Annotated in this window: 10 protein-coding genes; 6 read left to right on the forward strand and 4 right to left on the reverse strand. The window is 65.1% G+C overall.

Features of this window, described 5'->3' with window-relative positions; all coding sequences use genetic code 11:
* Positions 1-36: 36 nt before the first annotated feature.
* A complete protein-coding gene (locus PV772_RS11025; protein WP_347886148.1) occupies positions 37-1,599 on the reverse strand; it encodes a DUF222 domain-containing protein in 1,563 nt (520 codons plus the stop codon).
* A gap of 267 nt (positions 1,600-1,866) precedes the next feature.
* Between PV772_RS11025 and PV772_RS11030 the strand changes: the two genes are divergently transcribed.
* Both PV772_RS11030 and PV772_RS11035 read left to right on the forward strand, forming a co-directional pair.
* Positions 1,867-2,433, forward strand: a complete 567-nt coding sequence (locus tag PV772_RS11030) for a type 1 glutamine amidotransferase domain-containing protein (RefSeq protein ID WP_347886149.1) — start codon at positions 1,867-1,869, stop codon at positions 2,431-2,433.
* A 130-nt stretch (positions 2,434-2,563) separates the two neighbouring features.
* On the forward strand, positions 2,564-4,066 hold the full coding sequence (locus PV772_RS11035; RefSeq protein ID WP_347886150.1) for an MDR family MFS transporter: 1,503 nt from the start codon (positions 2,564-2,566) through the stop codon (positions 4,064-4,066).
* Between the two features lie 15 nt (positions 4,067-4,081).
* On the opposite strand, the gene PV772_RS11040 is transcribed toward PV772_RS11035, so the two are convergent.
* Positions 4,082-4,918, reverse strand: coding sequence for an alpha/beta hydrolase (locus tag PV772_RS11040; RefSeq protein ID WP_347886151.1), 837 nt, complete (start codon positions 4,916-4,918; stop codon positions 4,082-4,084).
* A gap of 64 nt (positions 4,919-4,982) precedes the next feature.
* Positions 4,983-5,897 (reverse strand): alpha/beta hydrolase, encoded by a 915-nt coding sequence (locus PV772_RS11045; protein WP_347886152.1) that lies wholly within the window; start codon positions 5,895-5,897, stop codon positions 4,983-4,985.
* A gap of 68 nt (positions 5,898-5,965) precedes the next feature.
* Here PV772_RS11045 and lysS point away from each other — a divergent pair, with 68 nt between their 5' ends.
* From lysS to PV772_RS11060, 3 genes are all read left to right on the forward strand, one after another.
* Positions 5,966-7,504: a lysine--tRNA ligase gene (lysS, locus tag PV772_RS11050; RefSeq protein WP_347886153.1), complete on the forward strand. Its 1,539-nt coding sequence runs from the start codon at positions 5,966-5,968 to the stop codon at positions 7,502-7,504.
* 2 nt (positions 7,505-7,506) lie between these two features.
* Complete coding sequence (locus tag PV772_RS11055) at positions 7,507-7,683, forward strand: hypothetical protein (RefSeq protein WP_347886154.1); 177 nt, start codon at positions 7,507-7,509, stop codon at positions 7,681-7,683.
* A 138-nt stretch (positions 7,684-7,821) separates the two neighbouring features.
* A complete protein-coding gene (locus PV772_RS11060) occupies positions 7,822-8,151 on the forward strand; it encodes an Lsr2 family protein (RefSeq protein WP_141158570.1) in 330 nt (109 codons plus the stop codon).
* A gap of 92 nt (positions 8,152-8,243) precedes the next feature.
* On the opposite strand, the gene PV772_RS11065 is transcribed toward PV772_RS11060, so the two are convergent.
* Positions 8,244-8,858 (reverse strand): hypothetical protein, encoded by a 615-nt coding sequence (locus PV772_RS11065; RefSeq protein WP_347886155.1) that lies wholly within the window; start codon positions 8,856-8,858, stop codon positions 8,244-8,246.
* Positions 8,859-9,130: 272 nt separating this feature from the next.
* Between PV772_RS11065 and PV772_RS11070 the strand changes: the two genes are divergently transcribed.
* Positions 9,131-11,623, forward strand: a complete 2,493-nt coding sequence (locus PV772_RS11070; protein ID WP_141158568.1) for an ATP-dependent Clp protease ATP-binding subunit — start codon at positions 9,131-9,133, stop codon at positions 11,621-11,623.
* Positions 11,624-11,730 lie beyond the last annotated feature (107 nt).

An 11,730-nucleotide genomic window follows, 5' to 3' on the forward strand; every position in this document is an offset into this window, starting at 1 on the left:
TGCTGCAGGACGGGCTTCAGGACTTACTGCAGGAGGCTATGACTGCATACCAATGGCGTCCGGGACAAGGGCAAATTGCGTGGCTGGGAATTCGGCCCAGAGTGGATCGTCGGGTGACAGGTCGTTGAGGTCCACGTACCGGTCGTCGTCGGGTTCCCACTGCGGGAAGTTCTCGAGGCTGGCCTCCAGGCACTGGCATTTACCGGCAGCTTCCCGTTGCAGCCATGGTGGCAGGCTTCCCGGTGGCCAGTGGGTTGGTTCTGAATCCTGGTGTTCGGGGTTGTAGTGGCGTCCGGTGGGTGAGGTCCAGCCCGGTGGGTCCTTGCTCGTGGCGGGGCCGGGGGTCCATTGGCTGTGATGTTTGAGCCGATGGTGCTTACGGCAGAGCTGGGCCAGGTTGCTGACGTTGGTGGTGCCGCCGTGTTGCCAGGCGGTGAGGTGGTCTGTTTCGTTGTCGGGAGTGCGGTTGGTGCAGCCGGGGAACGTGCATTGGGCATCGCGCAGCCTGATCCAGCGTTTGATGGCCCCCGTGAGCCGGTAGTTCTTCCTGCCGATTTCCAGGGGCGCCCCGTCCCGCGGGTCGACGAGGACCCGGTAGAACGACTCCGCACCACCGGCGACGAGTCTGCGGGCCATCGATGCAGGAATCGGCCCGAAACCATCCAGGAATGCGGGTTCGTCAGTGAGGCCGAGGAGCGAGAGCACCGGCACAGTGACCGGCACGTCGGCCCGTGGGGTGGGAATTTCAGCAAGGTCGGTGGCGGTTCCAGCCCCCAGCAACAGTGATGCGGCGATGTCGGGGCGGAGTTGGGTGAGGGTGCGGGGTTCGTCGGGGCCTTGGAGGCCGCGGGCGGTGGCGGTGGTCCGGTTCCAGATCGCGCACGCGGTATCGCCGGGAAGGTAGAGGGAGACCCAGGCCATGCCGTCCCGGTCCGGGGTGTATTCCATCCGACGATCCGCCGCCCCTTTCGCATGGCGCTTTTGGATTGATTCGGGGTGGTGGCGTTCGCGCCAGCCCCGGATCTTGGCCCGGAACCGGGACGGGACCAGTTCACCGGGCGCGGCACCCCGGGCGGGGTGGGGCGTGGCGGGGTCGAAGAAATGCGCCACCAAAGCCGCAGCCCCGACAGCGTCAAGGCCTTCGGTTTCGTCCGCGACGACGCGGGCGTGCTGCCAGGACATGGTCCCGGTGGACAGGGCCTGGAACACCGGCGGCAGGGAACAAATCCGGCGGGACTGCTCCACCAGCGCCCCGGCACCGGCGGAACTGATGGTGAGGACCCCTGCGATCTCCTCCACCACCGACATCTGCGCGTACGTGCGGTCCTGGACCGAGGCGTCCGGCGGGGTCATCGCCTCCTGGAACCCGGCGGCGTCGGCCGCATCCTGCGCCTTCACCCCTGCAAGCTGCGCCTCCAGCCGGGACGCAACCTCCAGCCGCTCCAACCGGATCTCATACCGCCGCTGCAACACGTCCACACCAGCACCAACACTGGCACCGGCCGCCAGGGAAGCGTCCTCACGCTCCAGCGCATCCAGGGCAGCAACAGAGGCACGAACACCCTCCAACACCACCCCAACACCACCGCTGATTCCCATACCCACATCATCCAGCGACCCACTGACATTTGAAGTCGCCCCTGCTTAATGCGCCTGGCCGCCAACGCCACCCGCTGCCAAAGGTGCCTCGACCCTGCAAGCCCTGTGCCGGCGTCGTACGCCTACCCACGGGATAGCGCCCAAGACAGATAGTCAGCTTGCTTATTACTTTTCTCTTTCCTAGGCTGGAACACGTCAGGCAATCAACTCTCGAGCGGGACCCGACGCGCCCAGACGCTGCGCGGGCCGCTCCAGCGAGGAGGAAAAATGTCAGAGCACAGCATCGCAGGCAAGAAGGTGGCATTCCTGCTGACTGATGGAGTGGAACAGGTGGAACTCACCAGTCCCTGGCAGGCCGTAAAGGATGCCGGCGGCGAACCCACCCTCATCGCCCCGAAGAGCGGCAAGCTGCAGGGCTACGACGGAACGGAAAAGGGCGATACCTTTGACGTCGACCTCACTGTCGCGGACGCCAACGCCTCCGATTTCGACGCGCTGGTACTTCCGGGTGGCGTGGTGAACGCAGACCACCTCCGCGTCGACAAGGACGCGCAGAGCTTCACCCGCAGCTTCTTCGAACAGCACAAACCGGTGGCATCGATCTGCCACGGACCGTGGCTGCTCATCGAGGCCGGAGTCATCCGGGGCCGGAACGTCACGTCCTACTTCACGCTCGAAACCGACCTGAAGAACGCCGGCGCCAACTGGACGGACCAGGAAGTTGTGGTTGACCAGGGCCTGGTGACCAGCCGCAACCCCGACGACCTTCCGGCGTTCAACAGCAAGCTGATTGAGGAAATCTCCGAAGGCCAGCACGCAGGGCAGACCGCCTAAAGGGAGGCCCTAATGTTCCCTCGGGGGTAGAAAGAACCCATGCGGAGGAATTACTCCAGCGGGTAGAGTGTTGGAATCTGCAGCGGCGCCGGCCGCGCATCACTCTTAAAACACCCCTGAGGGAACACCCATGTCTACCGAAGTCTCTCCGAACGCCAGCGGACAGTCCGCCCCTGACCAGGGACCCGGCGAAGGAATCCGCCAAGGAAACCCGTCCGCCGCACCGGAGAAGATGTCCCGGGAGTCCGTGACCATCATCAGCACGCTGCTGGTGGCGACGTTCGTGGTGATCCTCAACGAGACCATCATGAATGTCGCCCTGCAGCGGCTCATGGTGGACCTCCGGGTGGACGCGCCCACCGTCCAATGGCTGTCCACCGGATTCATGCTCACCATGGCCGTGGTCATCCCCACAACCGGCTTCATCCTCCAGCGCCTCTCCACCAGGGCGGTCTTCATGCTGGCCATGGGCCTGTTCGCCGGTGGAACGGCACTCGCTGCGGTGGCGCCGGGATTCGAAGTCCTGCTCCTGGCCCGCATCGTACAGGCCGGCGGCACCGCCATCATGCTGCCGCTGCTGATGACCACCATCCTCACCCTTGTCCCCCTTGCCAAGCGCGGTGCGGTCATGGGCAACGTCAGCATTGCCATCTCGGTGGCGCCGGCCATGGGCCCCACGGTCTCCGGGCTGATCCTTGAGCACTTCACCTGGCGCTTCATGTTCGTCTTCGTCCTGCCCGTGGCCCTCGCCGCGCTGGCCATCGGCGCCAAATACCTCACCAATGTGGGAGAAGTGGAGAAGGGAAAGCTCGACGTCCTGTCCGTGATCCTCACCGTCCCGGCCTTCGGTGGCCTGGTCTACGGGCTCAGCCAGATCGGCGGCGGCCATGGCGGCCAGGCCGGCCCCAGTGCCGGAGCCATCGCTGCCCTTGCGATTGGTGTCGCTGCGCTGACGGTGTTCGTGCTGCGCCAGGTCCGGCTCCAGAGGGCCGCCGCGCCGCTGCTGGACCTTCGCGCGTTCAACTTCCGGATGTTCACCGTCTCGGTCCTGCTGATGGTGGTGGCCATGATGGCGCTGTTCGGTGGCGTCATCCTGCTCCCGCTCTACCTGCAGGAAGTCCGTGGCCTGGGGTCGCTCGAGACTGGCTTGGCGCTGCTTCCCGGCGGCCTGGCCATGGGCCTGCTCGGCCCCGTCATCGGCCGGGCATTCGACAAGGTAGGCCCGCTGCCGCTCACCGTCACCGGTTCCATCCTCATGGTGGTGACGCTCTGGCAGTTTTCAATGCTCGACGCCGGCACGGCGGTTTGGTGGATCATCACCCTGCACGTCGGGCTGAGTTTCGGCCTGGCCCTGCTGTTCACCCCCGCCTTCACCACCGGGCTGAACCCACTTCCGCCGCACCTGTACTCCCACGGCTCGGCGATCATGAGCACCACCCAGCAGGTGGCCGGCGCCGCCGGCACGGCGCTGCTGGTGTCAATCTTCGCCGTGGTGAGTGCGACGTCGGGGCTCGTCGCCGTGATGAGCGCCGCCTTCATGACGGCAACGGTCATAGCCCTTGCCGCCGTCGTGCTGTCCGCGATGATGCGCAAGACTGAAGGTGCCGGACCGGGCCACGGGCCAGCACACTAGCCCAACCGGCCGGGATCAGCCGGCGAAGAAGTCGCTCAGTTCCTTGATCAGCTTGTCAGGGGCCTTGATGGCGCCGTCGTGGCCGAAGCCGGGCAGGATGGTGTAGCTGGAGCCGGAGAGGACATCGTGGATCTGGCCGCACGCGATGCCGAAGTAGGCCGGGCTCTTTTCACCCACCACAATCAGCGTCTCCAAGGGGAGCGCCTGGAACGGTTCGGCCGGCATGTCGGCGGCGATGATCGCCTTGATTTCGCGGACGCCGGTGCGCATCAGCTCGCGCTGCTGCTTGCCCTCCGTGGTGCCCGCGGTCAGCTTGTTGGCCAGGGTGAGCATGGAGAGCGGCATTCTTGATGAGAAGGAGCCGCCGGCTTCCAGGCCGCGTTGGATGACGGCGAGGGCGCGGTCGTGGTCGCCTGCCGCGATGGCGCGCTCGTACTCCACAATCCAGTCCGCGGTGACGCTGCCGTTCACGGAGACGGCGGGGTCGTAGACCGCCAGACGTTCCACCGGAAGGGTCCGCGCGGCGTGCAGGGCAACGGCACCGCCAAAGCTGTGGCCAAAGACATCCGTGCTGGAGGTGTGCTTCATGACGGTGTCCAGGTCACGGATATCCACGTCCAGCGTGTAATCCTCGGGCTGGGGGGACGACGATCCCCGGCCTCGCCGGTTGAACGTGTGCACCGGCCGGCCCAGGCCGGCGCTTAGTTTCTGGGCAAATTTGGTGTAGTCCGCGGCCGTGACCATTGAAGGCGGCACCACCACCACGCCCGACCCTGCCGCAGCCAGTTCCGCGCCGGTGGAGAAGAGCTCAATCGTGCCGCCGTCGGGGGTCCTGATGTTCTCTCGCGTCATGCTCCGAGCCTAGCCGAGCAAGTGGTTGCAGGCATCCCGGCCGGTGCGGCCGCCCTCGCGGGGTTCAGCCGCGGTGGACGGGAATAGCTCCGGAGGAATCCGGGCGGGGCCTTTCGTCCGCACCTTCGTCCTTGAAGTACGCCGAGATGTCAGCCACGAGCTCCTTGACCGCTGCCGGGATGGAGCCGTGGAAGCATTTGGGCGAGAGCTGGTGGGTGCTGCCCGGAACGGCTGCGTGCAGCCGTTCCGCGGTCACCTTGTAATAGTCGGGGCTCTTCCCGCCGGCCATGAAATGCGTGCCGGACGGCAGCACGCTGAAATCGCGGGCGTGGTCTTTTTCGTCGAAGGCCGCGCGCAGCTCACCCACTCCGCTGGGCATCACCTCGCGGAACAACGTGTTCACCTTGGTCCGCGACAGCACGGCCATCAGGCCAGCCAGCACGGGATCGGGGATCCGTGCCATGACGGAGCCGGGGCTGGTGGCCTTCTTCATGTACGCCAGGGCGCGGCCCACCCTGCCGTTGTTGACGGCATCCTCGAATCCGTCCAGCCAGGCGGTGTCGATGCTGCCGTCGATGTTCACCGCGGCGTCGTACACCGCGAGTTTGTCCGGCACGTACCCGGTGCCGGTGAACTCCTGTACGGCATTGAGCGCCACCGCCCCGCCCAGGCTGTGGCCCAGGATATTCCGGGCGCCGGTGGCATCCATCACGGTGCGCACGTCCTCGATCTCGGTGGCCATGGAGTAGCCCGGCGGCTGCTCGGAGGAGTTGCCACGGCCCCGGCGGTCATAGACATCAACAGCCCAGCCGTCACCCAGGCCCTTCGCGAGCTCAATGGAGAACGGCCGGTAGATCAGGGCAGTGAGGAATGCGCCGCCGATCAACAGCACCCGCTTTTCGCCAGGAGCATCCTCGGTGCCGTAGCTGTATAAAGCCAGCATGCCGGCGTCGTGCGTTGGAAGTACCCGTTCTTTCACCCGGCCATCCTAGGGTGCAAGCCTGCAGGGCAGCTGAAAGTCCCGGAAGCCAAATCCCGGTAAACTTGATGATTGTGACTTCCCAAAACACTCCCGCGCCCAAGAATGCCCCAGAGCCCATCGACGCCAGCGAGCAGATGCGGATCCGCATGGAGAAGCGCGCCAAACTTCTTGAGCGCGGCACGGAGGCCTACCCCGTGGGAGTGGAGCGCACGCACTCGCTCGCCGAGATCCGGGAGAAGTACGGCCACCTTGAGGCTGACGAGACCACGGGCGACACCGTAGGCGTTACCGGCCGCGTGGTCTTCGTCCGCAACACCGGCAAGCTCTGCTTCGCCACCTTGCAGGAGGGCGGCACCGACGGCAAGGGGACGCGCCTGCAGGCCATGCTGAGCCTGGCCAACGTGGGCGAGGAAGCGCTCGCGGATTGGAAAGCACTGGTGGACCTGGGCGACCACGTGTTCATCAAGGGCGAGGTCATCTCCTCCCGCCGCGGCGAACTGTCCATCATGGCCGACTCCTGGTCCATGGCCTCCAAGGCCCTGCGCCCGCTGCCGGTGCTGCACGCGGACCTGAACGAGGAAACCCGTGTCCGCCAGCGCTATGTGGACCTGATGGTCCGCGACGAGGCCCGCGAAATGGTCTACACCCGCGCCGCCATCACCCGGTCCATCCGCGAGACGCTGTTCCGTCACCGCTACGTGGAAGTGGAGACCCCCATCCTGCAGCTGGTCCACGGCGGTGCCCTGGCGCGGCCGTTCGAGACCCACATGAACGCGTTCGACCAGAAGATGACCCTGCGCATCGCCACCGAGCTTTACCTCAAGCGGGCAGTCGTGGGCGGCATCGACCGCGTCTACGACATGGGCCGCGTGTTCCGCAACGAAGGCGTGGACTCCACCCACAGCCCTGAGTTCACCACGCTCGAGTGCTACGAGGCCTGGGCGGACCAGTTCGTTATGGCCGAACGCATCAAGGAGATCATCCTCGACGCCGCGGACGCCGTGGGTGCCGGGCGTGTCCTCCAGACCGAAGCGGGGGAGATCAACCTCGACGGCGAGTGGACCTGGCTGGCCGTCTACCCGGGGCTTTCCGACGCCGTTGGGCAGGAAATCACGCCGGACACCTCTGCTGAGGTGCTTCGGGAAATCGCGGCCAAGCACGAGGTCAAGGTGGATCCCAAGTGGGACGCCGAGAAGCTGGCTGTGGAGCTCTTCGGTGAGATCGTGGAGCCCACCCTGCTGAACCCCACCTTCGTCTACGACTACCCTCCGTCCGCGCAGCCGCTGGCCCGCCCGCACCGTGAGGACGGCCGCCTGATCGAGGCCTGGGACCTGATCATCGGCGGCATGGAACGCGGCACCGCGTTCTCCGAACTGATCGACCCCGTGATCCAGCGCGAACGGCTTACCGAACAGTCACTGCACGCAGCGGCCGGCGACGTCGAGGCCATGCAGCTGGACGAGGACTTCCTGCGCGCCCTCGAGTACGGTGCCCCGCCCATGGGTGGCATCGGCCTGGGCATCGACCGGCTGGTGATGCTCTTCACCGGCGCCGGGATCCGCGAAACCATCCTCTTCCCCTTGTTGAAGCCTGAAGGGCACTGACCATGGAGTACGTAGCAGTTATCCTTCCCTCCCTTGTGGTGGGCCTGCTGTTCTGGTTTGCCATGAAGGCGATCTTTAATGCGGACAAGGCTGAACGGCAGGCGGAAGCGCGCGCCCAGGCTGAAGCTGATTCGCTTGCCGTGCGGCCCACGAACCGCCAAGGTCCCGAATCAAAATAGCTAAAACCCCCTACTTTCTGCCTTTATCCCCAAGGAACCATTAGGCGCTTTGACGCGTTGCCAAGATAAGAGTCATACTTTTTTCGGGAAACATCCTGCTTTTCTGAAAACCGACTTTCCAGCAAGAGGAAGACTTTAATGGCACAGAAAGTAAACATCATCCTCGTTGATGATCTGGATGGGGGATCCGCAGACGAGAATGTGAAGTTTGGCCTCGACGGGGTCAACTATGAGATTGACCTGTCCGCAGCCAATGCCGCTGAACTTCGGTCTTCACTGGAGAGGTTCATCACTGCCGCACGCAAGGCATCCGGCGGCCGCGCCCAGCGGGCAAAAGCCGCCCCGGGGGGCCGCAGCCACGATTCGGCGCAAATCCGGCAATGGGCCCGGGATAACGGGTACACCGTTAACAGCCGCGGCCGAATTCAGGCCGAAATCCAGGAAGCCTACCAAAAGGCAAATTCCTAGGTACGCGCGTCGCCTGACTAAAAAGCCCTGCTTCCCACCTTCGGGAGGCAGGGCTTTTGGCTGGCTGCAGGTATTTAGCGGTACGGGCGTAATTACTCCCGCGCCCCGGCCGGGGATTCACCGCTGCGCGATCCACGCAGCAGGCTGCCGGCAGCAAACTGCTCGGCGATATAGAACACGAAAGGCGGAATATCACCTGTTTTCGCCAGTACCACTCCACACCCGGCACTGGCGAGGGCCAGCGCTGCCGCTTCCTTTTTCCGGTGCGGCAAGGTTGCCAGGGCGCCGGACAGGGACCCGAGCGCGAGCACATGCAGCCACGCATAGGCGTAGAACGGCCACGCCGGGAAGCGGCGCGCCGCGAAGCGCTCCAGGTCCGACGCGCGCATTGCAAGTTCGGACACAAAAAACGGCGCCCCGGCGGCAAGTGCGACGGCGGCTGTGCCGGCGAGTGCCCTGCTCCTTCCGGGCGGAAGGGCCAGGGCCAGCCGGGCAAACGCCGCGGGCATGGCAGCCGTCCCCGCCGCGGCCACGTGTTGTCCGGCCACCCACCAGCGATGCCCTTTACGGAGCATGTCGAGCCGCCGCGCAGCGTCGGGCTCCAGGTATACCCCCGGCACCGGGCTGATGCCCGCCAACCAAATCGCACCCGCGGCGAGGGCAACCCCCGCCGGGCGCCTGACGCGTTCCAGGTTCACCTGCGACATGTTCCCGCCCTTCCCGCTGATTCACGCTGCCCATGTTGCTCCCGCTGGAGCGTTTAAGGCAGCCGTTAGGGCCAAGAATGGCCCATCACCCGGCGTGGGACAAGGGCTGCCTGGAGGGCTCGTTTGTCCGCTGATGCCCGGCCGCCGGAGTCCGTGGAAGGCGGCGCGGCAATATTCCCGGACGACCCATGTTTCCCCTGTGGCGAACACGCTCCACAACACAGGGGCGGCCACGTAGCATCAAAGTACGTCGTAGCTAGGAGTGTGGCGAAATGTTTGAGCGATTTACGGACCGTGCCCGTCGCGTAGTTGTGCTTGCCCAAGAAGAGGCACGCATGCTGAACCACAATTACATCGGTACCGAACACATCCTCTTGGGTCTGATCCATGAGGGTGAGGGCGTTGCCGCCAAAGCTCTTGAGTCCTTGAGCATTTCGCTCGACGGCGTTCGCGAGCAGGTGCAGGAGATCATCGGGCAGGGCCAGCAGGCTCCCTCCGGCCACATCCCCTTCACCCCCCGTGCCAAGAAGGTACTGGAGCTCTCGCTGCGCGAAGCCCTCCAGCTGGGCCACAACTACATCGGCACGGAGCACATCCTGCTCGGCCTCATCCGCGAGGGTGAAGGCGTTGCCGCGCAGGTGCTGGTCAAGCTCGGCGCCGACCTCAACCGGGTCCGCCAGCAGGTCATCCAGCTCCTCTCCGGCTACCAGGGCAAGGAAACCACCGGCGCAGGCGTCGGCGGCGGACAGCCCGAGGGCGCTCCCGCCGGGTCCGTGGTCCTGGACCAGTTCGGCCGCAACCTGACCCAGGCTGCGCGCGAGAACAAGCTGGACCCGGTCATCGGCCGCGAGCAGGAAATGGAACGCGTCATGCAGGTCCTTTCCCGCCGTACCAAGAACAATCCAGTCCTCATCGGCGAGCCCGGCGTCGGCAAGACGGCCGTCGTCGAAGGCTTGGCCCAGGCGATTGTCCGCGGCGACGTTCCGGAGACCATCCGTGACAAGCAGCTGTACACCCTGGACCTTGGCTCCCTGGTGGCAGGCTCCCGCTACCGCGGTGACTTCGAAGAGCGCCTGAAGAAGGTCCTCAAGGAGATCCGCACCCGCGGCGACATCATCCTGTTCATTGACGAGATCCACACCCTGGTGGGTGCCGGTGCCGCCGAAGGCGCCATCGACGCAGCCTCGATCCTCAAGCCCATGCTGGCCCGCGGCGAGCTGCAGACCATCGGTGCCACGACGCTGGATGAGTACCGCAAGCACATCGAGAAGGACGCTGCCCTGGAGCGCCGCTTCCAGCCGATCCAGGTCAAGGAACCCTCCGTGGCGCATGCCATCGAGATCCTCAAGGGCCTGCGTGACCGGTACGAGGCACACCACCGCGTCACCATCACCGACGGCGCCCTGGCCTCCGCTGCAAGCCTGGCCGAGCGCTACATCTCGGACCGCTTCCTTCCGGACAAGGCCATCGACCTGATCGACGAGGCCGGCGCCCGGCTGCGCATCCGCCGCATGACCGCTCCGCCGGAGCTCAAGGCCATGGACGAGCGCATCGCCAAGCTGAAGATGGAGAAGGAATCCGCCATCGACGCGCAGGACTTCGAAGGCGCCGCTTCGCTCCGCGACAAGGAACAGAAGATGATCTCCGAGCGCGCGGAGAAGGAACGCCACTGGAAGTCCGGCGGCATGGATGACATCTCCGAGGTGGATGAGGATCTCATCGCCGAGGTGCTGGCCAACTCCACCGGCATCCCCGTCTTCAAGTTGACCGAGGAAGAGTCCTCGCGCCTGCTCAAGATGGAAGATGAACTGCACAAGCGCGTCGTCGGCCAGGACGAGGCCATCAAGGCACTGTCCCAGGCTATCCGCCGTACCCGTGCAGGGCTCAAGGACCCCAAGCGCCCCGGTGGCTCGTTCATCTTCGCCGGCCCCACCGGCGTCGGCAAGACCGAGCTCGCCAAGGCACTCGCCGAGTTCCTGTTCGGTGAAGAGGATGCCCTCATCACGCTGGACATGTCCGAATACTCCGAGAAGCACACCGTTTCGCGGCTCTTCGGTGCTCCTCCGGGCTATGTGGGCTACGAAGAGGGTGGCCAGCTGACCGAGAAGGTCCGCCGCCGTCCGTTCTCCGTGGTGCTGTTCGACGAGGTTGAGAAGGCCCACGCGGACCTCTTCAACTCGCTGCTGCAGATCCTGGAAGACGGCCGCCTGACCGACTCCCAGGGCCGCGTGGTGGACTTCAAGAACACCGTGATCATCATGACCACCAACCTGGGTACCCGGGACATCTCCAAGAGCGTTGCCACCGGCTTCCAGTCCGGCACCGACACGCAGACCGGCTACAACCGCATGCGTGCCCGCGTCACGGAGGAACTCAAGCAGCACTTCCGCCCCGAGTTCCTGAACCGTGTTGACGACGTCGTGGTGTTCCCGCAGCTCACCCAGGACGAGATCATCGAGATCGTGGACCTGTTCGTGACCCGCCTGGAGAAGCGCCTCAAGGACAAGGACATGGGCATCGAGCTCACCAAGGCCGCCAAGGTGCTCCTGGCAACCCGCGGCTACGATCCCGCCATGGGTGCCCGGCCGCTGCGCCGCACCATCCAGCGCGAGATCGAGGACCAGCTCTCCGAGAAGATCCTCTTCGGCGAGATCCACACCGGCGACATCGTCGTGGTGGATGTCGAAGGCGAAGGCGACGACGCGAAGTTCACCTTCGCCGGCAACGCCAAGCCGCGCATCCCGGAAATCGCCCCGAGCGTCTAAGTTCCACAACGCAAGCCCCGCTGCTCCGCAATGAACTGCTCCCCGAAAGTTGGACTGAAAATTCAGTTTCGACTTCCGGGGAGCAGTTTTGCGTTCAAGTAGTTCTT

Source organism: Pseudarthrobacter sp. CC12, from assembly GCF_039907755.1.
Taxonomy (GTDB): Bacteria; Actinomycetota; Actinomycetes; order Actinomycetales; family Micrococcaceae; genus Arthrobacter; species Arthrobacter niigatensis.